This window comes from Nocardia sp. NPDC052001 (assembly GCF_040680615.1).
Classification (GTDB): domain Bacteria; phylum Actinomycetota; class Actinomycetes; order Mycobacteriales; family Mycobacteriaceae; genus Nocardia.
Window position 1 is genome coordinate 481,193 of sequence record NZ_JBFAXC010000006.1, and the last position, 26,214, is coordinate 507,406.

26 protein-coding genes are annotated in these 26,214 nt (G+C 66.7%); 18 read left to right on the forward strand and 8 right to left on the reverse strand.

Annotated elements, in window-relative coordinates; genetic code table 11:
• Positions 1 to 8: 8 nt before the first annotated feature.
• Both htpX and AB0L82_RS28500 read right to left on the reverse strand, forming a co-directional pair.
• Positions 9 to 911, reverse strand: a complete 903-nt coding sequence (gene htpX / locus AB0L82_RS28495) for a zinc metalloprotease HtpX (protein WP_364642829.1) — start codon at positions 909 to 911, stop codon at positions 9 to 11.
• A 78-nt stretch (positions 912 to 989) separates the two neighbouring features.
• Positions 990 to 2,012 carry a polyprenyl synthetase family protein gene (locus tag AB0L82_RS28500; protein WP_364642831.1) on the reverse strand — a complete coding sequence of 341 codons (1,023 nt, stop codon included), beginning with the start codon at positions 2,010 to 2,012 and terminating at the stop codon, positions 990 to 992.
• Positions 2,013 to 2,209: 197 nt separating this feature from the next.
• On the opposite strand from AB0L82_RS28500, the gene AB0L82_RS28505 reads away from it, so the two are divergent.
• Complete coding sequence (locus AB0L82_RS28505; protein ID WP_364642833.1) at positions 2,210 to 3,484, forward strand: geranylgeranyl reductase family protein; 1,275 nt, start codon at positions 2,210 to 2,212, stop codon at positions 3,482 to 3,484.
• An 18-nt stretch (positions 3,485 to 3,502) separates the two neighbouring features.
• Here AB0L82_RS28505 and AB0L82_RS28510 read toward each other — a convergent pair whose 3' ends face one another.
• The gene (locus AB0L82_RS28510) at positions 3,503 to 5,146 is read right to left on the reverse strand and encodes a hypothetical protein (protein WP_364642835.1); all 1,644 of its coding nucleotides are present in this window, start codon (positions 5,144 to 5,146) and stop codon (positions 3,503 to 3,505) included.
• Between the two features lie 235 nt (positions 5,147 to 5,381).
• Complete coding sequence (locus AB0L82_RS28515; protein ID WP_364642837.1) at positions 5,382 to 5,885, reverse strand: DUF2505 domain-containing protein; 504 nt, start codon at positions 5,883 to 5,885, stop codon at positions 5,382 to 5,384.
• A gap of 126 nt (positions 5,886 to 6,011) precedes the next feature.
• Here AB0L82_RS28515 and AB0L82_RS28520 point away from each other — a divergent pair, with 126 nt between their 5' ends.
• The 4 genes from AB0L82_RS28520 to AB0L82_RS28535 all read left to right on the forward strand — a co-directional run bounded on the left by AB0L82_RS28520 (position 6,012) and on the right by AB0L82_RS28535 (position 12,612).
• Entirely contained in the window at positions 6,012 to 6,443 is a 432-nt protein-coding gene (locus AB0L82_RS28520) for a DUF3592 domain-containing protein (RefSeq protein ID WP_364643001.1), read from the forward strand.
• A gap of 9 nt (positions 6,444 to 6,452) precedes the next feature.
• On the forward strand, positions 6,453 to 7,166 hold the full coding sequence (locus AB0L82_RS28525) for a demethylmenaquinone methyltransferase (protein WP_364642841.1): 714 nt from the start codon (positions 6,453 to 6,455) through the stop codon (positions 7,164 to 7,166).
• 116 nt (positions 7,167 to 7,282) lie between these two features.
• Entirely contained in the window at positions 7,283 to 11,470 is a 4,188-nt protein-coding gene (locus tag AB0L82_RS28530) for a bifunctional nitrate reductase/sulfite reductase flavoprotein subunit alpha (protein WP_364642843.1), read from the forward strand.
• A 95-nt stretch (positions 11,471 to 11,565) separates the two neighbouring features.
• Positions 11,566 to 12,612: an alpha/beta hydrolase family protein gene (locus tag AB0L82_RS28535; protein WP_364642845.1), complete on the forward strand. Its 1,047-nt coding sequence runs from the start codon at positions 11,566 to 11,568 to the stop codon at positions 12,610 to 12,612.
• Between the two features lie 15 nt (positions 12,613 to 12,627).
• Here AB0L82_RS28535 and AB0L82_RS28540 read toward each other — a convergent pair whose 3' ends face one another.
• Positions 12,628 to 13,662, reverse strand: coding sequence for an aldo/keto reductase (locus AB0L82_RS28540; protein ID WP_364642847.1), 1,035 nt, complete (start codon positions 13,660 to 13,662; stop codon positions 12,628 to 12,630).
• An 83-nt stretch (positions 13,663 to 13,745) separates the two neighbouring features.
• On the opposite strand from AB0L82_RS28540, the gene AB0L82_RS28545 reads away from it, so the two are divergent.
• Genes AB0L82_RS28545 through AB0L82_RS28560 form a run of 4 tightly spaced genes read left to right on the forward strand, consistent with a single transcriptional unit; the run spans position 13,746 to position 15,586 of the window.
• On the forward strand, positions 13,746 to 14,384 hold the full coding sequence (locus AB0L82_RS28545; RefSeq protein WP_364642849.1) for a TetR/AcrR family transcriptional regulator: 639 nt from the start codon (positions 13,746 to 13,748) through the stop codon (positions 14,382 to 14,384).
• A gap of 55 nt (positions 14,385 to 14,439) precedes the next feature.
• Positions 14,440 to 14,673, forward strand: a complete 234-nt coding sequence (locus AB0L82_RS28550) for a hypothetical protein (protein WP_364642851.1) — start codon at positions 14,440 to 14,442, stop codon at positions 14,671 to 14,673.
• Positions 14,674 to 14,721: 48 nt separating this feature from the next.
• Positions 14,722 to 15,171 carry a hypothetical protein gene (locus tag AB0L82_RS28555; RefSeq protein ID WP_364642853.1) on the forward strand — a complete coding sequence of 150 codons (450 nt, stop codon included), beginning with the start codon at positions 14,722 to 14,724 and terminating at the stop codon, positions 15,169 to 15,171.
• A gap of 4 nt (positions 15,172 to 15,175) precedes the next feature.
• Complete coding sequence (locus tag AB0L82_RS28560) at positions 15,176 to 15,586, forward strand: hypothetical protein (protein ID WP_364642855.1); 411 nt, start codon at positions 15,176 to 15,178, stop codon at positions 15,584 to 15,586.
• A 20-nt stretch (positions 15,587 to 15,606) separates the two neighbouring features.
• Here AB0L82_RS28560 and AB0L82_RS28565 read toward each other — a convergent pair whose 3' ends face one another.
• The gene (locus tag AB0L82_RS28565) at positions 15,607 to 16,107 is read right to left on the reverse strand and encodes a hypothetical protein (RefSeq protein ID WP_364642857.1); all 501 of its coding nucleotides are present in this window, start codon (positions 16,105 to 16,107) and stop codon (positions 15,607 to 15,609) included.
• 339 nt (positions 16,108 to 16,446) lie between these two features.
• On the opposite strand from AB0L82_RS28565, the gene rox reads away from it, so the two are divergent.
• Both rox and AB0L82_RS28575 read left to right on the forward strand, forming a co-directional pair.
• The gene (rox, locus tag AB0L82_RS28570; RefSeq protein WP_364642859.1) at positions 16,447 to 17,874 is read left to right on the forward strand and encodes a rifampin monooxygenase; all 1,428 of its coding nucleotides are present in this window, start codon (positions 16,447 to 16,449) and stop codon (positions 17,872 to 17,874) included.
• A gap of 144 nt (positions 17,875 to 18,018) precedes the next feature.
• A complete protein-coding gene (locus AB0L82_RS28575; protein ID WP_364642861.1) occupies positions 18,019 to 18,216 on the forward strand; it encodes a hypothetical protein in 198 nt (65 codons plus the stop codon).
• Between the two features lie 56 nt (positions 18,217 to 18,272).
• On the opposite strand, the gene menD is transcribed toward AB0L82_RS28575, so the two are convergent.
• Positions 18,273 to 19,907 (reverse strand): 2-succinyl-5-enolpyruvyl-6-hydroxy-3-cyclohexene-1-carboxylic-acid synthase, encoded by a 1,635-nt coding sequence (gene menD / locus AB0L82_RS28580; protein ID WP_364642863.1) that lies wholly within the window; start codon positions 19,905 to 19,907, stop codon positions 18,273 to 18,275.
• Between the two features lie 88 nt (positions 19,908 to 19,995).
• Here menD and AB0L82_RS28585 point away from each other — a divergent pair, with 88 nt between their 5' ends.
• Positions 19,996 to 20,823 (forward strand): siderophore-interacting protein, encoded by an 828-nt coding sequence (locus AB0L82_RS28585; RefSeq protein WP_364642865.1) that lies wholly within the window; start codon positions 19,996 to 19,998, stop codon positions 20,821 to 20,823.
• Between the two features lie 91 nt (positions 20,824 to 20,914).
• Here AB0L82_RS28585 and AB0L82_RS28590 read toward each other — a convergent pair whose 3' ends face one another.
• Positions 20,915 to 21,358, reverse strand: coding sequence for a hypothetical protein (locus tag AB0L82_RS28590; protein ID WP_364642867.1), 444 nt, complete (start codon positions 21,356 to 21,358; stop codon positions 20,915 to 20,917).
• 354 nt (positions 21,359 to 21,712) lie between these two features.
• Here AB0L82_RS28590 and AB0L82_RS28595 point away from each other — a divergent pair, with 354 nt between their 5' ends.
• The 6 genes from AB0L82_RS28595 (at position 21,713) to menE (ending at position 26,206) form a co-directional block, all read left to right on the forward strand.
• Entirely contained in the window at positions 21,713 to 22,606 is an 894-nt protein-coding gene (locus tag AB0L82_RS28595; protein WP_364642869.1) for a 1,4-dihydroxy-2-naphthoyl-CoA synthase, read from the forward strand.
• A gap of 13 nt (positions 22,607 to 22,619) precedes the next feature.
• Complete coding sequence (locus AB0L82_RS28600; protein WP_364642871.1) at positions 22,620 to 23,006, forward strand: VOC family protein; 387 nt, start codon at positions 22,620 to 22,622, stop codon at positions 23,004 to 23,006.
• Between the two features lie 75 nt (positions 23,007 to 23,081).
• Entirely contained in the window at positions 23,082 to 24,308 is a 1,227-nt protein-coding gene (locus AB0L82_RS28605; RefSeq protein WP_364642872.1) for an inorganic phosphate transporter, read from the forward strand.
• 10 nt (positions 24,309 to 24,318) lie between these two features.
• Positions 24,319 to 24,588 carry a hypothetical protein gene (locus tag AB0L82_RS28610; RefSeq protein WP_364642874.1) on the forward strand — a complete coding sequence of 90 codons (270 nt, stop codon included), beginning with the start codon at positions 24,319 to 24,321 and terminating at the stop codon, positions 24,586 to 24,588.
• A gap of 81 nt (positions 24,589 to 24,669) precedes the next feature.
• Positions 24,670 to 24,963, forward strand: a complete 294-nt coding sequence (locus AB0L82_RS28615; protein WP_364642875.1) for a DUF3349 domain-containing protein — start codon at positions 24,670 to 24,672, stop codon at positions 24,961 to 24,963.
• Between the two features lie 106 nt (positions 24,964 to 25,069).
• Entirely contained in the window at positions 25,070 to 26,206 is a 1,137-nt protein-coding gene (menE, locus tag AB0L82_RS28620) for an o-succinylbenzoate--CoA ligase (protein WP_364643003.1), read from the forward strand.
• The last annotated feature ends 8 nt before the right edge of the window (positions 26,207 to 26,214 follow it).

Consider the following 26,214-nt stretch of genomic DNA (forward strand, 5'->3'; position numbering starts at 1 on the left):
GCCTCGAATCAGTACTCGCGGGGACCCGGGGTCGGCCCGCTCGCGCCGCCCGCCATGGCTTCCAGGCGGGCGATGCGGTCGGCCATGGGCGGGTGGGTGGAGAACCAGCGCGCCATTTTGTCGCCGGCGCGGAAGGGGTTGGCGATCATCAGGTGCGACTGTGCGGTCAGCTGCGGCTCCGGCGGGAGCGGGGCGGCCTGCACCCCGCGTTCGAGCTTGCGGAGCGCTGAGGCGAGCGCCAGGGGGTCGCCGGTGAGGGCCGCGCCGTCCTCGTCGGCCTGATATTCGCGGGATCGCGAGACGGCCAGCTTGATGAGCGAGGCCGCGATCGGCCCGAGTAGCGAAACCAGAAGAATGCCAATGACATTCGGGCCCTGGCCATCGCGATTGCCGCCGAAGGCGCTGGCGAAGAAGGCGAGGTTGGCCAGACCGGAGATGACCGAGGCCAGCGCTCCCGCGACCGAGGAGATCAGGATGTCGCGGTTGTACACGTGCGAGAGTTCATGGCCCAGCACCGCGCGTAATTCGCGCTCGTCCAGGATCTGCAGAATGCCCGTGGTGCAGCAGACCGCGGCATTGCGCGGATTGCGCCCGGTGGCGAAGGCATTGGGCGCGTTGGTGGGACTGATGTACAGCCGCGGCATGGGTTGCCTTGCGGCGGTGGCCAATTCGCGCACGATGCGATACATGACCGGCGCCTCGAGTTCGGTCACCGGTTGTGCGTGCATGGCTTTGAGAGCCAGCTTGTCGCTGTTGAAATACGCGTAGGCGTTCATGCCCACGGCGATCAGGATCGACAGGATCAGAATCGTCGGACTGCGAAACAGGGCCCCGGCGAACACGATCAGCGCCGACATGCCCACCAACAGCCCGAAGGTCTTCAGGCCGTTGGCATACCCGTGCGAGTGCATCCGATCTCCTTTGCCGCGCCCCCTCCATCGTTGCGTTACTCCTGCTCAACGATGGAAGGCGGCTCCGAAGTTCCCCTGTCAGCCGACTCGTTCGATCGTGTAACGGACCAGCCGCTCGAGGGCCTCGTTGGCCGGGCCGCCGGGCAGCGCGGACAGTTCGGCGTGCGCGATATCGGCGTAGCCGTGCAGCTTCTCCTTGGCCAGCACCATGCCGCGGGAGCGGGAGAGCAGATCCAGGGCCTCGTCTACCTCGGCGTCGGTCTCCAGCGGGCGGGCCAGCAGTTTGCGCAGGCGATCGCCCTCGGAACCCTCATCGCGCAGCGCGTAGAGCACGGGCAGGGTGTGCACGCCCTCGCGCAGATCGGTGCCGGGGGTTTTGCCGGACTGTTCGGACACCGAGGAGATGTCGATGATGTCGTCGGAGATCTGGAAGGCGGTGCCGACCGCGTCGCCGAGCCGGGCCAGGCGCTCCACATGGTCCAGGTCCGCGCCGGAGAAAGTGCCGCCGAAGCGACCCGAGGCCGCGATGAGCGAACCGGTCTTCTCCCACACCACGCGCAGGTAGTGCTCGACCGGATCCTGCGATTGCCGGGCGCCGATGGTTTCCCGCATCTGGCCGGTGACCAGTTCGGCGAAGGTTTCGGCGATGATGCGCACCGCGTCCGGGCCGAGGGTGGAGACCAGGCGCGAGGCGTGTGCGAACAGGTAGTCGCCGGCCAGGATGGCGACGCTGTTGCCCCAGCGGGAGTTCACGCTGGGTGCACCGCGCCGGATCGGGGCCTCGTCCATGACGTCGTCGTGGTAGAGGGTCGCCAGGTGCACGAGTTCGACCACCGTCCCCGCGGTGATCAGGTCCGGGCTGTCCGGATTCGGGCCGAGCTGTCCGGTGAGAATGGTGAACAGCGGCCGGAAGCGCTTACCTCCGGCCTTGGCCAGATGCAGCGCCGCCTCCTGCAGGAAATCCTCGCCGTCGGACAGTTCGGTGATCAGCAGATCCTCTACCTGGACCAGGCCCTTACGCACTGTCACCGCGAGCTCGGGATCGCCGAGATCCACCCCCGCCACCACCGTGCTCTCATCGCTCACAGCCGATGCGCTCATTTCATCTCCCAGTGCCGCGTCCGACCCCACGCCAAAGAACCTAGCGTGTAGACACCCAGCCCCCTATGGACACCACCGTAGTGCGATGAATAGAACACTGCAGTATGGCGTCGGTCGCCGTCGCGGGTGACGATATGCACGTGCACAAGGCGCAGCCGCATCGACACCGATCACGATGGGCTGCAAGTATTGACGCCATGGGTTCAGCGGAAATCGCGCCGGAGCAGGGGCACACCTCGGATGTTCTGCCCGCGCATGCCGATGTGCTGGTGGTTGGGGCGGGCCCGGCGGGGTCGGCGGCGGCGGCGTGGGCGGCGCAGGCGGGGCGTGATGTGCTGCTGCTGGATTCGGCGGTGTTTCCGCGGGACAAGACGTGCGGGGATGGGCTGACTCCGCGTGCCACAGCCGAGCTGGAGCATTTGGGGCTCGGGGAGTGGGTGCGCGGGCATACGGTCAATCACGGGCTGCGGATGGCCGGGTTCGGGCACGAGGCGTTGCTGCCGTGGCCCGCCGGATCGTTCCCGGTGTACGGAAGCGCCGTTCCGCGAACCGAACTCGATGACAAATTGCGCGATACCGCGGTGAAGTTCGGCGCGCGCATGGTCGAGGGCGCGAAGGTCGTGGAGGTGGCGCGGGACGGGGATCGGGTCACCGGGGTCACCGTGAAGACCGAGGGCGGGCTGCGGGCGGTGTCCTGCAAGGTGCTCATCGTGGCGGACGGGGTGCGGTCGCCGGTCGGAAAACTGCTGGGGCGCACCTGGCATCGCGAATACGCGTACGGGACCGCGGCGCGGGCGTACATCAGGTCCGAGCGGCACGATGATCCGTGGATTTCCTCGCATCTCGAATTGCGGGACGCGAACAATGAATTGGTGCCCGGCTACGGGTGGGTGTTCCCACTCGGCAACGGCGAGGTCAATATCGGCGTCGGTTCGCTGGCGACGGAAAAGCGGCCCTCGCATATCGCGCTGAAACCGCTTTTGCAGCACTATGTCTCGCTGCGCCGGGAGGAGTGGGGCTTCGAAGGTGAAGCGCGCGCGGTGGCTTCGGCGCTGTTGCCCATGGGCGGTGCCGTATCCAATGTGGCGGGCCGCAATTGGGTACTGGTCGGCGATGCAGCGGGCTGTGTGAATCCGCTCAACGGCGAGGGCATCGACTACGGACTCGAAGGCGGCCATATGCTTTCGGGCCTGCTGGACGAGCCGGATCTGACCCGTATCTGGCCGGATATGCTGCGCGAGCGCTACGGCCGCACCTATTCGGTGGCGCGGCGGCTGGCGGCGCTGGCCACGCATCCGCGCGCGGTGCCGTTCGGTGGTCCGCCGGTGATGCGCTCACAGCTGTTGCAGCGCACCGCGGTCCGGGTGATGGGCAATCTGGTCACCGATGAGGATCTGGATCTGACCGCGCGGTTGTGGCGCGGTGCGGGCCGGGCCTCGATGCGATTCGATAGGCTCCGGCCCTTCGCGTGACCGCTCCGGCGGCGGGTTTCACTGCGGCGGCAGTACGTGAACGCCCGTCTTGTCGGTCGAGAGCGCCAGTGAGCTGATGTATTGGATCTCCCCTTCGGGTCCGGGCACCGGCGAGGCGATCATGTCCGGTCGTTCGAAGTCGATACCGGTGATGTGGCAGGTGAGGGTCTCCCCCGACGGATTGCCGTGCTCATCGAACATGGGCGCGTCGATGCCGTCGTCGGTGCGGCGCAGGTAGTACTTGCCCTTGGTGAGGATGGCGGTCAGCGGTGTCGCCACGAAGGACACGATGACCGCGATGATCGGCGAGTACGGCTTCAGCGTCTCACCGAAGATCCCGAAGAACGTCATGATCGACAGCACCGCGGACAGTCCGAAGCCGACCAGGCCGACCGGGTTGTAGTCGTAGAGCATGCCGCGCCGGAATTCCGGCTGCTTGGGCGAGATCTTCAGCAGGTACTTGTTGACCGCGATATCGGTTGCGACGGTGACGATCCAGGCGATGCCGCAGTTGGCGTAGAAGCCGAGGATATTGTTCAGGAAGTCGAACATATTGGCTTCCATCAGAATCAGCGCGATGAGCAGATTCAGTCCGAGGAAGACCAGTCGGCCGGGGTAGTTCTTGGTGATGCGGGTGAAGGAGTTGGTCCAGGCCAGCGAGCCCGAATAGGCGTTGGTGACATTGATTTTGATCTGGCTGATGACGACCAGCACGACCGCGAGGGTCATGGCGAGCCAGGCGGGCATCATATCCCGGTAGATCTCCAGGAACTGGTGCACGGGCTGATTCGCGATGTCCTGTGCGCCGGGCAGATTCGCGATCAGGTAGACCGCGAGGAACAGGCCGACGACCTGCTTGATCGCGCCGAACAGCACCCAGCCGGGCCCGGCGAGCAGCATCCAGCCCCACCAACTGCGCTTGTTCTCAGGGGTTTTGGGCGGCATGAAGCGCAGGTAGTCGATCTGCTCGGCGATCTGCGCGATGAGCGAGAGGCACACTCCGGCGGCGAGCAGCGCGCCGGTGAGGCTCACGCCCTGTCCGTCCTTGCCCCCGTAAGCGAGAAAGGTGCCGACCGAATCCGGATGCCGCACCAGCAGGAATACGAACGGCAGCACCATCAGCAGCAGCCACAGCGGGGTGGTCCACACCTGAAGTTTGGTGAGTGTCTTCATGCCGTAGATGACCAGCGGGAAGATCAGCAGCGTCGAAGCGAGATAGCCGAGCGGAAGTGGTACGTGCAGGCCGAGTTTCAGGCCCTGCGCCATGATCGAGCCCTCGAGCGCGAAGAAGATGAAGGTGAACGACGCGAACACCACATTGGTGACGATCGACCCCTTGTATCCGAATCCGCTGCCGCGGGTGATCAGATCCAGGTCGATATTGTAGCGCGCGGCGTAGTAGGCGAGCGGGAAACCGGTCAGCATGATGACGATCGCGAAGATGCCGATGCCGAGCAGCGCGTTGCCGGTGCCGTTGGCGATGCCGATATTCGCGCCGATGGAGAAGTCGGCGAGGTACGCGATACCGCCGAGCGCCGAGACGCCCACCACCGCCGGACTCCAGGTGCGGTAACTGCGCGGGGCGAACCGGAGGGTGTAGTCCTCCAGCGTCTCCTTGGTCGCCGCGACGGAATTCGCCGCGCGGGTTTGTACTTCGACCACCGATAACTCCTCGATCAGGCTCGTGGGTGAGCGGTTTTCGTGATCGAGACTGGTCGGCTCATGTAGAGCTGGCTTTGCCGAAGTATTTCCCGCGGGTTACGTCACACTCACCGCCCGGCGCGGGCTGGGCGGTCATGGAATCCCGTGGCTGCGGGTGGGCGCAGCCACGGGGTACCCCTCGAACATGAGAAACCGCCGCTATCAACGGTTCTCGGTTGGAACAGTTACGAGCCGATCAGGCGTTCTGCGCGGCGAACCAGGCCTCGACGGACTTGCGCTCGCTGTTCATCACCTTCTCCAGCAGGTTTTCCACCAGCGGCTCGATGGCGCCGCCGACCAGCGGGACCTTGACGGTCACGACGCCGGCGGCCTCGAGCTCGGAACCCTCGGCGGTGGGCCGCAATTCGAAGGTGCCCTCCATTTCGGTGGTGATGCCGCCGGAGGCGCCCGCGAAGGTGCCCTTGGCGATATCGCCTTCCAGTGCGCCCCAGGTGTCGGTGCGCTCGAGCACGAGGTCGCTCTTGAGAACCTTCTTCACGAGGCCGGGAATCTTGTCTTCGGGTGCTTTTTCGGTCATATGGATGCGAATCGTGCCCGGGCCGTCCGGGTGGGACAGGTCCAGTGTTGCCGTGGTGGCGTCCGCAAAGCGGGCGTTCCACATCTCGTCGTTGGTCAGTGCCCGGTGAAGCTCTTCTACCGGAACGCTGTACTGCACGGTGAAGCTGAATTTACGGGACATGGCGGCTACCGTAGTCCAGTCATGGAATAGCCTGGTGAAGTGTCGGAAACCAGCCAGTCTGTCACCGCGCCGGAGACGAGCGGCGCACAGGCGCAGCCATCGGCGAGTCGCTTCCGGCGCACCCGTATGGTGATCGCCGTCGCGGCCTGCGCGATCAGCGTGCTCTCGGTGCTGCTGGTGCTCGCGGCCTGGCGCGATGACCATCTGATCAGCTCGGATATGGGCACCACCAGCGGTGAGGTGCTGTCGGCCGGGCGGCTGCGTTCCGCGGTCACCTTCGTGACGCCCGATGGCGAGACCCACAATCCGAAGGTCGGCGTGCTCTACCCGACCAAGCTGACCGCGGGTGAGCGCATCAATGTCGAGTACCGGCGCGGCGATCCGGACCTGGTGCGTGTCGCGGGCCGCGACGCCCGTGTCGCGATCATCCCGGCGGCCTCGGTGATCGTGGTGACGTGGCTGGTGGCACTGCCCGCGCTGTGGCTGCTCGGATCCCCTCCGGCGCGCTGGTTCGGCGCGGCGCGCAGGCGTTGGTCGCGCACGCGCGACGCGAGCTAATGTGCGGGTGTGGCGAATACAGAGCGGCGGGAATTGGTTACGGCTTCGTTGGATAAGCAGCCGCATGAGGTCGCTTCCATGTTCGACGGGGTGGCCAAGCGCTATGACCTCACCAATACGCTGATTTCCGGTGGTCAGGACCGCTATTGGCGGTGGGCGACCCGGAAAGCCTTGGCGCTGCGGCCCGGTGAGCGGGTGCTGGATCTGGCGGCCGGAACCGGGGTGTCGACCCTGGAGCTCGCCAAGTCCGGGGCGTGGTGCGTGGCCACCGATTTCTCGCAGGGCATGCTGTCCGCCGGGCGGTTCCGCAGGGTGCCGATGGTGGCGGGCGATGCCATGGCGCTGCCGTTCGCGGATGAGTCCTTCGACGCGGTGACCATCTCGTACGGCCTGCGCAATGTGTCCGATCCGGATCTCGCGCTGCGCGAGATGCTGCGGGTGACCAAGCCGGGCGGGCGGCTGGTGGTGGCGGAGTTCTCCACACCGACCTTCGCGCTGTTCCGGACGGTCTACATGGAGTACCTGATGAAGGCGCTGCCCGCGGTCGCCAAGCGGGTGTCCAGCAATCCGGAGGCCTACATCTATCTGGCCGACTCCATTCGGGCCTGGCCGACCCAGTCGCAGCTGGCGCTGCGCATCGCGGACGCGGGCTGGTCGCAGGTCAAGTGGCGCAATCTCTCCGGTGGCGCGGTGGCCCTGCATCGCGGCTACAAGCTGGGCTGAGCCGCCGGGCCGTGTGGCCGTTTTCACACTGTTTCCGCACCTCACGGCGGCGGTGAACGATTGTGAGGGTAAAAGTCACCTGGAGATAACCTTCGGTAAATCCGGCGCAATCGGGGATGACGAAGATCGGAACCATGCCGGATTCCAGCGCACCCTCGACGAGCGTCCGGACCGCGTGCTCGTACTGCGGGGTCGGCTGCGGTATGACCGTGCACACCACGCTCGATGCCGCGGGCGCACCCGTGATCGCCAAGGTGAGCGGCGACAGGCTGCATCCGGTGAACGCGGGCCGATTGTGCACCAAGGGCGCCACGCACGCGGAGATGATGCGCGCGGACGGGCGGATGGAATCGGCCTACCGGCGTCCCGAACGCGGACAGCCGCCGGTACCGGTGCCGGTGGACGAGGCCGTGCTGGAGGCGGGGCGGCGACTGCGCGAGATCCTCGACGCGCACGGCCCGGATGCGGTGTCGCTCTACGTTTCCGGGCAGATGTCCATCGAAGCCCAGTATCTGGCGACGAAATTGGCCAAGGGCCATATCCGGACCGTGCATATGGAGGCCAATTCCCGGCTCTGCATGGCGAGCGCGGCCACCGGCTACAAGCAGTCCCTGGGCGCGGACGGGCCGCCCGGATCGTATGACGATCTCGATCACGCGGATCTGTTCTTCGCCATCGGCGCGAATATGGCCGACTGCCATCCGATTCTGTTCCTGCGCATGGCCGATCGGCTCAAGGCGGGCGCGAAACTCATCGTGGTCGATCCGCGCCGCACCGATACCGCGGCCCGCGCGGATCTGTTCCTGCAGATCAAGCCGGGCACCGATCTGGCGCTGCTGAACGGGCTGCTGCATCTGCTGGTCGAAAACGGTGACGTGGACGCCGAATTCATCGCCGAGCACACCGAGGGCTGGGAGTCGATGCCGGAATTCCTGGCCGACTACTCCCCCGATCTGGTCGCGCCATTGACCGGGGTGCCCGAGGCCGATATCCGCACCGCCGCCGAATGGATCGGCGCGGCGGGCGAATGGATGTCGCTGTGGACCATGGGCGTGAATCAGTCCACGCACGGCACCTGGACCAGCAATGCCATCATCAACCTGCATTTGGCCACCGGAGCCATCTGCCGCACCGGCTCCGGACCGTTCTCGCTGACCGGGCAGCCCAATGCCATGGGCGGGCGCGAAATGGGCTATATGGGCCCGGGCTTGCCCGGTCAGCGCAACCTGCTGTCGGCCGCGGACCGGACCTTCGTGGAGACCGCGTGGGGGCTCGAACCCGGAACCATTCGCGATGCGGCCGGACCGGGCACCGTCGAGATGTTCCGCGGTCTCGCCGACGGCGATATCAAGGCGTGCTGGATCGTGTGCAGCAATCCCGTTGCCTCCATGGCCAATCGGCGCAATGTGATCGCCGGGCTGGAAGCCGCGGAGCTGGTGATCGCCCAGGACGTGTACACCGATACCGCCACCAACGCCTACGCCGATCTGCTGCTGCCCGCCACGCTGTGGGCGGAATCCGATGCGGTGATGGTGAATTCGGAACGCAACCTCACCCTGCTGCGGCAGTCGGTGCCGCCGGTCGGTGACGCGCGACCGGATTGGCGATTGATCGCACAGGTCGCCACGGCCATGGGATTTCCGGGATTCGACTATGCCGACAGCTCGGAAATCTTCGAGGAGATAAGGCAATTCACGAATCCGAACACCGGATACGATCTGCGCGGCATCACCTATGACGCCCTGCGCGAAGGACCGATGCAGTGGCCGTGCCCGGATCCGGCACAGCGGCGCAATCCGATTCGCTATGTGAACGACGGTGTCAGCCAGGAGCTGTACACCGATGCCGAGGGGCATCGGCCCCGGCTGGCGTTCGCCACCCCGAGTCGCCGCGCGGTCTTCTATCCGCGCCCGCATCTGCTGCCCGCCGAGATGCCGGACGAGGATCACCCGTTCGTGCTCAATACCGGTCGCCTGCAACATCAGTGGCACACCATGACCAAGACCGGCAAGATCGCCAAACTGGTGAAGCTGAATGGTGAACCGTTCCTGGAGGTGCATCCGCAGGACGCCGCCGCACTGGAGGTCCGCGAGGATGATCAGCTCGAAATCGCCTCCCGCCGTGGGCGAGCCGTACTGCCGGTGCGAATCAGCGATCGGGTGCTGCCGGGCAACTGCTTCGCGCCGTTCCACTGGAATGACGAGCAGGGTGAATACCTGACCATCAACGCGGTCACCAATGACGCCGTCGATCCGGCTTCGCTGCAGCCCGAATTCAAGGCGTGCGCGGTGCGATTGCGCAAGGTCGCCGTGGTCTCGGCACCGGCGCGGCCCGAACCCGTGACCACGACGGTCACCGCACCCGATGCCGGTGTGCATCCGCTGTCGGCGATACTCGGCCTGGAGCGCGCCACCGCACCGACGCTGAGCGAGACCGAGCGGATCTATCTCGGCGGCTATCTCGCCGCGCTGCAATCGATTCCGGTGAGCGGGGTGCCGGTGCTGCCGGAGACCGCGCCGATCTCGGCGGGCAGCCGGATGTGGATCGACGGGCTGCTCGCGGGCATGTATTCCCGTGGCCCGCACACCCTCTCGACACCCTCGGGAAATGACGGCGGCGCCGTGGACGGCGCGGCCGGTGGGATCACCGCCGGCACCGGGACCGTGACGGTGCTCTGGGCCTCGCAGACCGGCACCTCGGAAGAACTCGCGGCCGGTGTCGCGACCGCACTGGCCGACGCCGATTTCACGCCTCGACTGCTGGATATGAATGCCGCGCAACTCAGCGATCTGACCGGCGACGTACTGGTGATCAGCAGCACCTTCGGCGACGGCGGACCGCCCGATAACGGCTCGGACTTCTGGGATCGATTGCGCGACAGCGAAACTCGGCTGAACGGCATGCGCTACGCCGTCTTCGCCCTCGGCGACTCCTCCTATGACGATTTCTGCGGTCACGGCCGCAAACTCGATGAATTGTTCGCCAAGCGTGGCGCGACCCGCCTGCTCCCCCGGGTGGACAGCGAGCCCGATCACGAAGAGCTCTCCGAGCGCTGGCTCACCGAGGTGATCGCCGCGCTGGTGGACGCCCCGGCCGACCCGGGACCGGCACCGGCGCCCGCACCGGCACCGGCGAGCACGCGCCGGAACGGCGGGTCCACGGTGACGGCCACCGCCACCGCGCAGTTCACCCGCACCGCACCGGCTCCGGCGCGGCTCGCGCGCAATGAGCTGCTCTCACGGGGATCCGGAAAAGAGGTGCGGCAGTTCGGCTTCGATCTGCGCGGACTCGACGCGAGCTATGAGGTCGGGGATTCACTGGGTATTCGGCCGTCCAATTCCGATGCGCTGGTGGCGGAATGGCTGCACGCCACCGGTTTGGACGGTCGCCGCACCATCGAGGCCGATGATCGGGAGATCCCGCTCGCCGAGGCGCTGCGCACCCGATTCGATATCACCAAGGTGAGCACGGATCTGCTGTCGTTCATCGGGGAACGCAATTCCAGTGTGCGACTGGCGAAGTTGCTGCGCCGGGACAATCGCAATGAGCTGGACGGGTATCTGTGGGATCGGCAGCCGGTGGATGTGCTGCGCGATTTCCCGGTGCGGGCCGATCTGGTGGAGTGGCTCGGCGTGCTGAAAAGGCTGCAGCCGCGCCAGTATTCGATTTCGTCGAGTCCGCTGGTGAGCCCGCACGAGGTGCAGTTGACCGTCGGCGTGGTGCGCTACGGCGCTCCGGTGACCGCGGATTCGGCGCGCCGCGGCGGGGTCTGCTCGACCTTCCTGGCCGACCGCGCGGATGCCGAGGTGCCGATCTTCCTGCAGCGCGCACCGCATTTCCGGCCGCCGCTGGATCCGAACGCGCCGATGATCATGGTCGGCCCGGGCACCGGTATCGCACCGTTCCGCGGTTTCCTGCACGAGCGACGGGCGCTGGGCTGCAAGGGCCGCAATTGGCTGTTCTTCGGCGATCAGCACGCGCACGAGCACTTCTACTACCGCACCGAACTGGAGGATATGTTCCGCTCGGGTTTCCTGACCCGGCTGGATCTGGCATTCTCACGGGATCAGCGGGAGCGAATCTATGTGCAGCACCGCATGATCGAGCACGGAGCGGAATTGTGGTCGTGGCTGTGCGACGGTGGGCACTTCTACGTCTGCGGTGATGCCGCGCGCATGGCCAAGGATGTCGATGACGCCCTGCTGAAAATCGCTCGCATTCACGGGAAATTGAGCGAGGACGGCGCGCTGGCGTTCAAGAAGCAGCTCGTCGCCGAGAAACGGTACGTGCGCGACGTCTATTGATCGCGCCCGGATTTCTCGGGGCAGCGCGGCGGTGGATTCCCCGGGGTCCCGCCCCTACGATGTGAAACGTTGCGTTTTTCATGGAGGGGCAGGTCTTGAACCCACGAATCACCGGGCGTATCGCAGTGGCGGCCCTGGCGGCGACCGTATCGATCGGGCTGGGCGGATATCCCGCCACCGCCGACACCCCGGCCGCAGCGGCGTTGAACAGCACGGCGAAATCGGCCGACGGTTCGTATATCAAGAACGTCGAGATCAAAGACGCCCGCAATATCCGGCTCACGGTGTTCTCCGCCGCCATGAACCAGACCTTCCCGGTGGACGTGCTGCGCCCCGAGGACACTTCCGCACCGCGTCCCACCCTGTACCTGCTCAATGGCGCGGGTGGCGGCGTCGACGACGCCACCTGGCAATTGCGCACGGACGCACTGGAATTCCTGTCCGATAAGAACATCAATGTGGTGCAGATCGTCGGCGGCGCCTTCGCCTGGTACACCGACTGGGTCAAGACCGATCCCGCGCTCGGGGTCAACCGGTGGAGCACCTATCTCGCCGAGGAACTGCCGCCGCTCATCGATGCCGCGCTGAATACCAACCGGGTCAACGCGATTGCCGGAATCTCCATGGCCGGACTGCCCATTCTGAACATGGCCATCGCGCATCCCGGCATGTTCCGCAGCGCCGCGTCCTACAGCGGCCTGTATCAGACCACCACGCCCATCGCGCGCGAAGCCGTGAAGGCCGTCACCGAGTTGTACGGCGGCGGCGATGTCACGAATATGTGGGGGCCGGAGAACGATCCGCTGTGGGCGGCCAACGACCCCACGCTGAATGCCGAAAAGCTGCGCGGCACCAAACTTTTCATTTCGTCCGGCACCGGAATTCCGGGTATCTGGGATGTCCCGGGCGGTAAGTTCCGGATGGAGAAGCCGTCGGAGACGCCGCAGACGGTGGCGCTCGGCGGCTTCATCGAGGCGAATGTCGAACTGTCCACCCTCACGCTGCAGCAGAAGCTGGATTCGCTCGGCATTCCCGCCACCTTCAATTACCGTCCCACCGGGACACATTCGTGGGGCTACTGGCAAGACGATCTGAAGACGTCCTGGCCGGTGCTGGCGGCGGGACTGTACTCCGCGCCGTGATTCGGGCGGCGGGTTTCAGACGGCGGGCGGGTTGAGCCGCGCGAAATCCGGCAGCCGGTAGTACGGGTAGTAGGGATACGGCGGGGTCACCGCACTGGCCTTGTCCAGGCGGGCGATCTGCTCGGCGTCCAGGCTCCAGCCGACAGCGCCGAGGTTCTGCCGCAGCTGCTCCTCATTGCGCGCGCCGACGATGACGGTCGCCACGGTGGGGCGGGACAGCAGCCAATTGAGTGCGAGCTGCGGCACGGTGCGGCCGGTCTCGGCGGCGAGTTCGTCGAGGACATCGACGATGTCGTAGAGCTTCTCGTCATCCACCGGCGGTCCGGCCGCCGCGGTCCGATGCAGTCGGCTGCCCGCCGGAAGTGGTTGCCCGCGACGGATTTTGCCGGTGAGACGGCCCCAGCCGAGCGGGCTCCACACCACCGCGCCGACGCCCTGATCGACACCGAGCGGCATCAGCTCCCATTCGTAGTCGCGTCCGGCGAGCGAGTAGTAGACCTGGTGCGCGACATAGCGCGGGAAGCCGTTCTTATCTGCTGCCGCAAGGGATTTCATCAGCTGCCAGCCCGCGAAATTGGATGCGCCGACATACCGGATCTTGCCCGCACGGACCAGATCATCGAGTGCCGCAAGGGTTTCCTCGACCGGGGTACCCGCATCGAAGGCATGCAGCTGGAACAGATCGATGTACTCGGTGCCGAGCCGCCGCAGCGATCCCTCCACCGCGCCGATCAGCCTGGCCCGGCCGGCGCCCGCGTCATTCGGTCCGGGACCGGTCGGCAGGCCCGCCTTGGCGGAGATCAGCACCCGGTCGCGACGACCCGAGATGGCCTGTCCGAGGACTTCTTCCGACGCACCGTCGGAGTAGACGTCGGCGGTATCGAACATGGTGACGCCCGCCTCCAGATTGATATCCACCAGCCTGCGGGCCTGCGCCACATCGGTGTCCCCCCACGCGCTGAACAGTTCACCGCGCCCACCGAAGGTGCCCGCGCCGAAGCTCAACGCCGGAACCAGCAGACCTGACGCACCGAGCCGACGATATTCCATGACCAACCCCTAACGAAACTACAGTTTCATTAACAAAACAGACAGTACACTCGCATGGACGCAAATGGAACTGGAGCCCCGTTATGACCTCGGACACCACCGCACCCGGTTCGATCCGCCCCGGCGGGCGCACCGCCCGCGTTCGCGAAGCGGTCCTGCACGCCGCCGGCGATCTGCTCGCCGAACGCGGTTACGCGCACCTGGATCTGGGCGAGGTCGCCGCCCGCGCCGAGGTCGGCAAGACCACCGTCTACCGCCGCTGGCGCACCCCCGCCGGACTGGTCGCCGATCTGCTCGTGGATATGGCGGAAACCTCACTGCCGCACAGCGATACGGGTTCCCTGCGCGGCGATCTGCTGGCCAACGCCCGCCTGGTGACCAAGACACTTACCGACCCCCGCCAGGGCCGCCTCTTCCGCGCCCTTATCGCCGCCGGAACCACCGACGACACGGCCGCGGCCGCCCTGCACGCCTTCTACGACACCCGCCTCGTCGAATGGTCCCCCTGCGTCGAATACGCCGTCACCCGGGGCGAAATCCCATCCGGCACCGACCCGCGCGCGGTCCTGTCCGCCGTGTCCGCCCCCCTCTACTATCGCCTGCTCACCAGCGCCGCACCCCCCGACGAAGCTGCCGCCACCGCAGCCGTGGCGGCGGCCGTAATCGCCGCGGAGGCAGGAGTTTTCACCACCGAAGGCACCGATTCGCAACCCGTTCGTTAGCCGATTTCGAGCCGCTTTCCTCGCGAAAAGCCCTGGTAGCGAGGAGAATTGATAGATGAAGGGTGATCGCGTGGAGATCGTCGTCGATATGGGCGACGGAACCAGAAATTACGAAATAACAGCCAGCCGAGCGGGCCGCCGCGTGGAGGTGCGCATCGCGCGCGGCGTCGTGGAAGTCAGCGAGGTGACCCGCACCGGCACCTCGGTCCGAACCGCCAGGTTCATGGCGGGCCGGGTACTCGCACTCGTGGAGCACCCGGCGGATAACGGTCTACTGCCTGGCGAATGACGGTCGAAAGTACTTGTGAAATATAGCCACTTCACAAATACTGTGACCATGAGCACGATGAGGGTGGGGCGCTACGCGCTGGTGGGATCGGCATTACTGGCAACGGCAATTCAGTTGTCGGCCGGGACCGCCGAAGCAAACTATTCGGTCCCTATCTGGATCTGGGTGGGCGGTGGTTCCGCAGATCTCGCCTGTGAAGCAACAGAGTTGGAATGCGTGATCTCCGGCTATGTCAACGATCTCACCGTCCCGATCACGTTCAGCGTCGACGGTAAGACGATCGCCACGAAGCTGGCGACACCCAATCGCGATGCAGGGGAAGCCTCGGTTGCCTGGATTCCACCCAAGGCGGGCATCTACACGCTGACCGTTCAGCAGGGTGCCGCCAGTGACTCCCGCAGCATTCGCATCATCGACAACAACTCACTCGAAGCGCTGAACAAGCGCATAACCAGCCGCCTGACCAGCGGTTCGGCCAACAACAAAGTGGGTGGATAGTCCGATGACATCGAACAGCATCCGCAGCGCGATCATCGGAACCGCACTACTGGCGGCAATACTGCCGCTGTCGCCCGGAACCGCAGGAGCCGAGTCCGATCTCAGCATTTCGGTCACCAACGCCGGGCCCGGCACCTTCGACTGCGTGTACACCGGGGTGACCTGCGAGATCAGCCCGCGAGTCACTGATTACACGACCCCCATCACGCTGAGTGTCGACGGAACGGCGCTCGGCACCATCACGCCGACCGGATGCTGCTCGATCCCCTGGCTGCTGTGGACACCGAAAACGGCCGGGCATCACATGGTCTCCGCACAGCAGGGCACCCGGACCGCCACCCTCGGCGTCGACATCATCGACCCCAACTCACTGGCGGGCATACTGCGGCGATTGACTCCCGGCAGCAGCCACTGATCATCGGAATCGGATCGACGTCAGGGGGCGATCATGAGCGGGCGGTGCGGGTGCAACTCCACCAGGGCCACCACATCGCCGTAGGGCACCGAGCCGTTGGCGAAACGGTGTGCCATGCGGGCCAGTTTGGTGCGGGCGCCGTATTTGATGCGCATACCGTCCTGGATGCGGTGCGACAGACCCGGATCGCCGACTATGCGGGCGGTGCCGTAGTGCTGGCGCGAGCCGATGGCGGGGCGGCCGCGCCAATCACCGGATTGGATGACCACCCGGGGGTCGCGGGCCAATTGCATGGCCTCCTCGCCGTAGGAGGAGAGCAGGAAGGCGAAGCGGCCGAATTCGGCGGGTACCACCAGGTGCGGGGTGGTGGCGATGACGCCCGGCTCGACGGCCCGGGTCACCACGACGCTCTTGGCGTCCCACCAGAGGGAGCCTTCGTACCAGGGACTGGGACTCGGGGGCGGGGTCTCGGGGTGCGGGTGGGGTGCGACGGTCGATGCCGGATGCGTTGCCTTTACCACGTGAGCTCCAAACCTATTGTCCTGCAGTGCCTTTCAAACCCAATCCCGCTGGATTTCGGAAACAGCGCAGCCACTCCCCTGACCTGCGTTGTCCGGCGAGCGCCGCGATTGTCCCGGTTCCGAGGTTAGCCGCGTCCCCGGGCGCGTGCCATAAGACCTGGTCACACGTGCGGCGCGGCGGCTATGAGCGGAGGTCATGAGAAAAGGCAAGGAGGTTACGTCACTCTCTTGCCCCATTCAACATATAGCGCACCCCGGGGCTTGCGGCAAGACCCCATCGATGCCGCACAATCGTCGGCCGAAGCCAGTACCAGCGCAAATGATCGGATGGGAGAGCACATGATCGACGTGATCGTGGCCGGGGGCGGACCGACCGGATTGATGGTGGCGAGCGAACTGCGACTGCACGGGGTGCGCACGGTCGTACTGGAACGCGAGCCCGAGCCCACTGTGATCGTGCGCGCGATGGGAATCCACGCGCGCACCATCGAAATCATGGACCAGCGCGGGCTGCTGGATCGATTCCTGGCGCTCGGCAAGCGGTATCCGCTCGGCGGCTTCTTCGCGGGCATTCCCGCACCGCAGCCGGGCCTGCTCGACACTTCGCACGACTATGTGCTCAGCATCATGCAGCCCGTCACCGAACGCCTGCTCGCCGAACGCGCCGCCGAACTCGGCGTCGAAATCCGGCGCGGCAGTGAGCTGATCGGATTCGATCAGGATGCCGAGGGCGTCGATATCGACCTCGCCGACGGCACCCGGCTGCGCTCGCGCTATCTCATCGGCTGCGACGGCGGCCGCAGCACGGTGCGAAAGCTGCTCGGCATCGGTTTTCCCGGCGAGCCCAGCCGGGTCGACACCCTGGTCGGCGAGGTCGAACTGACCGAACCGCCGGAAACACTGAATGCGATTGTGGCCGAGGTGCGCAAGACCCAGCGGCTGTTCGGCGCGATGCCGCTGGCCGACGGCGCGTACCGGGTGGTGGCCCCCGCCGCCGGGGTGGCCGAGGATCGCACCGTCTCGCCCACCCTGGATGAATTCCGGCGGCAGCTGCGCGCCACCGCGGGCACCGATTTCGGCGTGCACTCCCCGCGCTGGCTCTCCCGCTTCGGTGACGGCACCCGCCTCGCCGACGACTACCGATCCGGCCGGGTGCTGCTGGCGGGCGATGCCGCGCACGTCCATCCGCCGATGGGCGGGCAGGGTCTCAATCTCGGTGTACAGGACGCGTTCAACCTCGGCTGGAAACTGGCCGCGGTCGTGAACGGCTGGGCCCCCGCGGGTCTGCTGGACACCTATGCCGCCGAACGCCGGCCCGTCGCCGCCGATGTGCTCGACAACACCCGCGCCCAAATGCAATTGATGTCCCTGGACCCGAATGCCCTTGCGCTGCGCCGGCTCCTGACGAAGCTGATGACCATCGACGAGGTGAACCGCCGCCTGCTCGAGGGCATCATCGCCGTCGATATCCGCTACGACTTCGGCGTCGATGACGATCTGATCGGCCGTCGCCTGCGCGATATCCCGCTCAAACGCGGCCGCCTCTACGACCTCATGCACACCGGCCGCGGCCTGCTGCTGGATCAGACCGGGCAGCTCTCGGCGGCGGGCTGGACCGATCGCGTCGATCACATCGCCGATGTCAGCGAGGAACTCGACGCCCCAGCCGTCCTGTTGCGACCGGACGGCCATGTGGCATGGGCCGGCGCGGATCAGCCGGCGCTGAATACCCACCTGAACACGTGGTTCGGTGCACCCACCAACTGAATTCGCACCCGGTGCGCCGACCGCGATCCGCCCGCGCCCGGGCGGCCGACGCGCGGGCGGGGTTGCCGTGCCGGGCGATGCGGGGCAGGCTCGGAGGTGCCCGACTTCACCTGGCTTTGCCGATATGGCGGAGAGGAGCATGTGATGACCGATCGAATCGACGCTGTGCCCGAGGCCGATTTTCTGGAGCAGCAGACCGAGGTGATCGAGCCGGAAGCCGAGGTCACACCGCTCCCGGAGGATGATCTCGGCTGGACCGCCGATGAGGCGGATCTGGTGGAACAGTCCATTTCCGTCCCGATGGACGATGACTACGACGGGCCGGACACCGCCGAAGCCTGATCGAAGGACTCGTTGTGGCGGTGCGATTACGCACCGCCACAACGGTTTTCAGCGTCTCAGGCGGAGATGCCCGCGCGCACGGTGGCGTGCAGTTCACGCAGGCTGGAGCGTTCGGTGGCGACTTCGAGCACCCGGATGCCGTGCGCGTGACCGGTCAGCGCCTCGGCCAATTCGGCCGGGTCGACCTGGCGATGCGGGACGCGGTAGGCGGCGCAGAGCGCGGCCAGGTCCATACCGTGCGGGGTGCCGAAGACCCGTTCGAAGACGCCCGCGTACTGCGGATCGCCCTGTTCCAGAAGTTCGAAGATGCCGCCGCCGTCGTCATTGGCGACCACGATGGTGAGGTCCTCGGGCCGCGGTTCGCCGGGTCCGACCAGCAGTCCGGAGGCGTCGTGCAGGAAGGTGAGATCGCCCATCAGCGCCACCGTGCGGCCGGGATGGGTCAGGGCCGCGCCGACGGCGGCCGAGACGGTGCCGTCGATGCCCGCGACACCGCGGTTGGACAGCACGCGAATCCCGGTGCGGGGGTGCGAGACCAGTGCCGCGTCGCGCACCGGATTGGACGCGCCGAGCAGCAGCTGATCACCCTCGTGCAGTGCGTCCAGCACGACGGCCGCGACATGCAACCCGGTCGGCTTCGGATGTCCGGCGAGTTCCGCGCGCACCACCGCGACGGCCTTCTCATTGAGATCGCGGCACTGTTCCAGCCATTCCGGACGCGGTGCGCCGGTGGTGACCGCCCGGGTGCCGGTGCCGACCACATTGCCCGACACATCGGGCCAGCGCGGGCCGGTGGTGAGCGCGAACACCGTCACCTCGGGATCGGCGAGCACCTTGGACACCTGCCGATGCAGCGTCGGCCGCCCGGTGATGATGGCCTGCTTCGGCTTCAGCAGTCCCAGCGCCAGCGGATGCAGTGCGGGTCCGTGCATGGGCGCGGTCGGTTCGGCGACCGTCGGCAGCGCCGCGAGTTCGGCCCGATGCCCCGCGCCGTGACCGGAGATGACCACGGTGTCCGGGCTCAGATCGATATCGAGCGGGACATCCAGGGTGGCGTACTGCGTTGCGGTCCACGGCTTATCGCCGTCCCGGCCGAGCGGCAGCGGATCACCGGCGGCCATATCGGGCACCAGCGGTTCGCGCAGCGGGATATCGAAGTGCACGGGTCCGGCATTGCCGGAGCGGGTGCCGCGCGCGGCGGCGAGCACCCGGCAGACCGCGGAGCGCCACACGCTGTTCTGTGTGGGGTAGAGCGGCTCACCGGCTTCGGCCTCGGCGAGTCCGAGGCTGATGGCGGCGCGCACCTGGCTGCCGAACAGCCCGAATTGTTCGACGGTCTGATTCGCGCCGGTGCCGAGCATCTCGTAGGGCCGGTTGGCGCTGAGCACGATCAGCGGCAGTCGCGCGTAGTTCGCTTCGAGTACCGCGGGGCCGAGGTTGGCGACGGCGGTGCCGGAGGTCATCACGACCGGAACCGGGCGGCCGCTGGACGAGGCGAGGCCGATGGCCAGGAATCCGGCGCTGCGCTCATCGATGCGCATATGCAGCCGGATCCGCCCGGCGGCGTCGGCGGCCTGTAATGCGAAGGCCAGTGGGGCATTTCGCGATCCCGGGCACAGGACCACGTCTCGGACTCCGCCGCGCGCGAGCTCGTCCACGATGACGTGCGCCTGTGCTGTCGAAGGATTCACCCTCCCAGCCTCTCAGACAGTCGAATTCCGCGCTGCGTCAGCCCGCTCACACCTGTCATCTATACTTAGGGTTTGCTAACCTAAGCCAATGTCGAAGCGACCCAAATACGTCAAGCCCGAGCACCGGGAGATCCTCACCGCACAGGTGCTGGCGAGCAAACGGATCAGCCCGAACTTCGTGCGCGTCACCCTGGGCGGCGACGGGCTGGCGGGCTTCACCGCGATGGGATTCGACCAGTGGTTCCGGCTGTTCCTGCCCGGCCGCGACGGCAGCCTGAAACTGCCCACCTCCGCCAGCACGCTCGGCTGGTATGCGCAGTACCTCATGATAGGCAAGGAACATCGGCCGCTGGTGCGCAATTACACCGTGCGCGATTACCGCGCCGCGGGCTTCGGCGAATTCGGCAGCACCGCCGAGATCGATATCGACTTCTTCTCGCACGGCGATGACAGCCCGGCCTCGAACTGGGCGGGCGGCGCGACGCCCGGCGACAAAGTCGGATTGCTGGATGAGGGCATTACCTATCAGGCCCCGGAAAATACCAATTGGTCTCTTTTGGTGGGCGATGAAAGCGCGGTCCCCGGCATCGCGGGCATTCTGCGCTCCGCGCCCCGCGATCTGAAAGGCGCTGCCTACCTGGAGATCCCGAATCCGGACGATGCCCAGGAATTCGACGCGCCCGAAGGCGTCGAGGTGCACTGGGTGATTCGCACGGATTCGAACGCCGAAGTCGGCTCGGTGGTCGCGGCAGCGGTGCGCGCACAGGAGATTCCCGCCACGGGCGTCTACGCCTTCGTCGCGGGCGAACAGAAACTGGCCTCCGGCCTGCGCCGGCACTGGGCGCAGGAACGCGGAATCCCCAAGGCGGACATCACCTTCACCGGCTACTGGCGGGTCGGCAAAGCCGCGGGGTGAGCCTGTCCGAGCTCGGCTCGGACAGCACTACCGATAACCGGGTTCGCGGCCCGAACACGGGCCGCGAACCGGTCGTTTGATCAACGGTTGATCAGGCGTGACGCTGGACCAGCGCGCCGACGCGCGGAAGCGCCTCGGCCACATGCTTCTTCGCCGAGGACCGCATGGAGTTGTAGACCTTGGTCAGCGCGGGACGCGAGGAGGCGGCCGCACGCTCATCGGTGACCGAGAGCAGCGCCTCGGAAACCTCGTCCTGCTTGGAAACCAGCAGGTCGGCGAACGAGCCGGCGCCGGAAGCCTGGTACTCGGACCAGAACGGCTCCAGGGACGCGACGAACTTCGGGATGAAGGACTCCAGCGCATCGCCGACGATGGTCGGGCTGACCTTCTTCACCGCGGCGTAGCCGCCCTTGACGGCCAGACCCGACGCGCCGCCCTTGTCCGACACCTCAGCATCCAGAACCTCTTTGGCGTCGGCCAGGAAGGCCGGACGCTTGGCGTCATCGAGCAGGGATTCAGACAGTGCTGCAACCACTTTCAGGTTCCTCCGGATAGTTTTTCGATGAACGAGCGCACAGAACTATACGCACCGATGTGCCCGCACACATGATGCAGACGCGCCTCGACTGCCAGGGCAGCTACTGCACTGTAAAGCCTCCGCAATCCCTTGGCAGCGTTTCACATTCGCACCATTCACTCGAACAAGCGACCACCTCCGGTGCCCCCGCAGGTTTTTCAGCGCCTTTCGTGGGTACCCCATCACGCCGCACCGCATGTTCGCGATCGCGTAGCCAGCGAGTTTCGGGCTTACCCCGGAGTAACCGCCGACCGATCCGAAATAAGTTGTCACCTTGCGTTACGTCCATAGGGCCCCGCTATGTTCTTGAGCGTGACCTTCAATGAAGCGCTGTGGAAACCCGTCCCTGGATTCGAAGACCTCACCGACATCACGTACCACCGGCATGTGGAGCAGGGCACGGTCCGGATCGCGTTCGATCGGCCCGAGGTGCGCAATGCCTTCCGCCCGCACACCGTCGACGAGCTGTACCGCACGCTCGATCACGCGCGCATGACCTCCGATGTGGGCGCGGTGCTGCTCACCGGTAACGGCCCGAGCCCCAAGGACGGCGGCTGGGCCTTCTGCTCCGGCGGCGATCAGCGGATTCGCGGGCGCAGCGGCTACCAGTACGCCGAGGGCGAGACCGCGGACACCGTCGACCCGGCGCGCGCGGGCCGCCTGCACATCCTCGAGGTGCAGCGGCTCATCCGCTTCATGCCCAAGGTGGTCATCGCACTGGTGAACGGCTGGGCCGCGGGCGGCGGGCACAGCCTGCACGTCACCTGCGATCTCACCCTCGCCAGCCGCGAACACGCCCGGTTCAAGCAGACCGACGCCGATGTGGGCTCGTTCGACGGCGGCTACGGCAGCGCGTACCTGGCGAAGATGGTGGGGCAGAAGCGGGCTCGCGAGATCTTCTTCCTGGGTCGGCCGTACACCGCCGAGGAGATGCATTTCATGGGCGCGGTCAACGAGGTCGTGGATCACGATCGGCTCGAGGATGTGGCGCTGGAATGGACCGGGGAGATCCTCGGCAAGTCGCCGCAGGCGATCCGCATGCTCAAGTACGCCTTCAACCTCAGCGATGACGGTCTGGTCGGACAGCAGCTGTTCGCCGGTGAGGCCACCCGCCTGGCGTACATGACCGATGAGGCCGTCGAGGGCCGCGATTCGTTCCTGCAGAAGCGTGACCCGGACTGGTCCCCGTACCCGTACTACTTCTGACACTGTAGAAGCCATGGAGATCCTGAGCAGTCGCTTGATCCTGCGGCCCGCGGACTATCAGCGGACGCTGGAGTTCTACCGGGACACGCTCGGATTGGCGATTGCCCGGGAGTATCCGGGCGGCACCGTGTTCTTCGCGGGACAGGGCCTGCTCGAAGTCGCGGGGCACGGGCGCGGCGAGGGACCGGCGGGATTCGCGGGGGCGATCTGGTTGCAGGTGCGCGATTGTTCGGACGCCGCCGCCGAACTCGCGCTCGCGGGAGTCGCCATCGACCGCAAGCCGACTCGCGAACCGTGGGGCCTGATCGAAATGTGGGTGCGCGATCCGGATGACGTGCCGATCGTGCTGGTGGAGATCCCCGCCGACCATCCGATTCGCCGGGATGTTCGAAAGCCTTAGCACGCGAGTAACTGTGAGGCGTGTCGGGGGGCACCGGTTAACAACGGACGAATGCCGTAGCGCAAACTGAACGGTGTGTCTGCCGAACTGCTCGTTCTGCTGATCGTTGTTCTCACGGCCCTGGTATTCGACTTCACCAACGGATTCCACGACACCGCGAACGCGATGGCCACCTCGATCGCCACCGGTGCGCTCCCCCCTCGAACAGCCGTACTCCTTTCCGGCGGGCTCAATCTCGTGGGCGCCTTCCTGAGTGTCGCGGTCGCCGCGACGGTCGCCGAGGGCATTGTCGACCTCTCCGAAGTCAGCGGCCGGGCCCTGCTCGACATCGTCTTCGCGGGACTGGTCGGCGGCATTCTGTGGAATCTGTTCACCTGGCTGTTGGGTTTGCCGTCGAGTTCCTCGCACGCGCTGTTCGGCGGGCTCATCGGCGCGACCATCGCGGCGCTGGGCTGGGACGGCGTCATCTGGGCGGCGGGCAGCAAGGGCGTACTCGCCAAGATCATCATTCCGGCGCTGGCCGCGCCCGTGGTCGCCGCGCTGGTCGCCGCGCTCGGCTCGTGGGCCGTGTACCGAATCACGCGCGGCAGCAATGAGAAGACCGTCGAGGGCGGATTCCGGTGGGGGCAGATCGGTTCCGCCTCGCTGGTCTCGCTCGCGCACGGCACCAATGACGCGCAGAAGACCATGGGCATCATCTTCCTGGCGTTGATCGCGCACGGTTCGGCCAAGGCCAGCGATCCGCTGCCGCTGTGGGTGATCGTGTCCTGCGCGGTCGCCATCGCCGCGGGCACCTGCCTGGGCGGCTGGCGCATCATCCGCACGCTCGGCAAGGGCCTGGTCGATATCGCGCCGCCGCAGGGCTTCGCGGCCGAATCCACCAGTGCGGCGATCATTCTCACCTCCGCGCACTTCGGCCTGCCGCTGTCCACCACGCAGACCGTGACCGGATCCATCCTGGGTTCCGGCATCGGACGGCCCGGCGCGGAAGTGCGCTGGGGCGTGCTCGGCCGCATGGTGGTGGCGTGGGTGCTGACGCTGCCGCTGGCCGGTGTGGTCGGCGCGCTGTGCTGGGCCATCCTGAACGCCATCGGCGGCACCGCGGGTGTACTGGTGGTGTTCGCACTGCTGCTCGCGGCGGCCGGAGGGATCTGGCGACGCTCCAAGCGCACCGAGGTCAACTCGCACAACGTGAACGCCGATTGGAAGGCCGAGCACACGGCGGCCGGACCCACCGGCGACGCCGCGCCACCGAGCGCCGCGTTGCGCAGCGATGACACCGTCGGCAACGGAATCGGATAGGAGCGACGCCGTGCACACCTTCCTGTCCAATATCAGCGATCTATGGCGGGTCACGCTGGCCGCCTTGGTCTTCGGGGCCGGACTGCCCGTCATCTTCGCGTTCGGGATTCGCTACCGCTCGCGACTGGACGACGGCGCGACCGGAGCGGCGCGCACCACCGCGGTCGCCATCTCCGCGCTCTGCTTCGCCGTGGTCATGATCGCGGTGGTGGTCGGTGTGCTCTTCATCGCACGCGGCTTCCTCGCGAGCCGGCTCGGCATCCATCTGCTCGGCGCCTGACGCCACGGGAAGAAAGGCACGCAGCTGACTACTCCGGAACAGCCGAACACCGATCCGGCGCGCACCCCGCCGCGCCAGAACGTGCTGCAAAAAGTCCTGGACTGGCTCAAAGCCGGGTATCCACAGGGCATTCCGCAGTCCGATTACGTGGCGCTGCTCGCGGTGCTGCACCGGCGGCTCACCGATTACGAAGTACACCTGGTCGTCGAGGAGCTGGTGAGCGAACGCGTCGCCACCGGCGAGATCGAACGCGCCGATATCGAGGCCGCCATTTCCCGAGTTGCCAAGGAACAACCCGGCGAGGACGATATCGCCCGAGTGGCCTCCCGGCTGGCAGCCGGTGGATGGCCACTGGCGACACCGACGTCCGACTGACCGAACCGACCACCATCGACCCCCGGCCTCGGACCCCCACAGGTGCGCGGCCACCCCATCACATGACACGATCGCGAACGTGAGCAATACCCTCCGCACCCTCCCCATGCCCACCGGTGCATCGGTGGGCGACGTATTGCCGCACCTGCGGGAAGCCCTCGAGGGCAACGCCCCCGCCTGGCTGCCCATACCCACCGCCGACCGCCGCGAGGCACAGCGGCTCAGCGGCAGCCTGCGGCCCGGCGAGGAGATCGACGACGAGGTGGCGCTGGTCGTCACCACCTCCGGCACCACCGGAATCCCCAAGGGCGCCATGCTCTCCGCCGCCGCGCTGCGCGCCAGCGGAGAGGCCACGCACACCCGCCTGGGCGGGCCCGGACAATGGTTGCTGGCGCTGCCGACCCATCACATCGCGGGCATCCAGGTGCTGCTGCGCAGCATTCAGGCCGGGACCGAACCGGCCGTGCTCGATGTGTCCGGCGGCTTCCTGCCCGAGGGACTGGCCGCGGCCATCGCGGGCATGCGCGGACCGCGCCGGTACACCTCGCTGGTGCCGACCCAACTCATCAAGGCCCTGGACGAACCCGCCGCCACCGCGGCGCTGGCACAGCTGGACGCCGTGCTCATCGGCGGCGCGGCCACCCCGAAACCGGTGCTGGAACGCGCCCGCGCGGCGGGCATCACCATCTTCCGCACCTACGGTATGAGCGAAACCTGCGGCGGCTGCGTCTACGAGGGAATCCCCTTGGACGGCACCGAGGTCCGCATCGAGGACGGCCGCGTCCTGCTCGGCGGCGCGACCCTGGCCAAGGGCTACCGCAATCAGCCCGACCATCCGGCCTTCGCCGAACCCGGCTGGTTCCGCACCGAGGACGCGGGCAGCTTCGAGGACGGCGTCCTCACCGTCACCGGGCGGCTGGACGAGGCCATCATGACCGGCGGCCTGCTGGTGCTGCCGCAGGTGGTCGAGGCGGTGCTGATCACCCATCCGGCCATCTCCGAATGCGTGGTCCTGGGCCTGCCCGATTCCCGCCTGGGTCAGCGCGTGGTCACCGCGATCGTCACCGCCCCCGGCGCGACCGCCCCCACCCTGGACGAGCTCCGCGACCACGTGGTCGCCGAACTCGACGCCATCGCCGCCCCGCGCGAACTGGCTGTGCTGCAAGAACTCCCGATGCGCGGCGTCGGCAAGCCCGACCGCGCCGCGCTCCGCGAATACCTCCTCAGCACCTCCCCCAACTGACCGTTCCG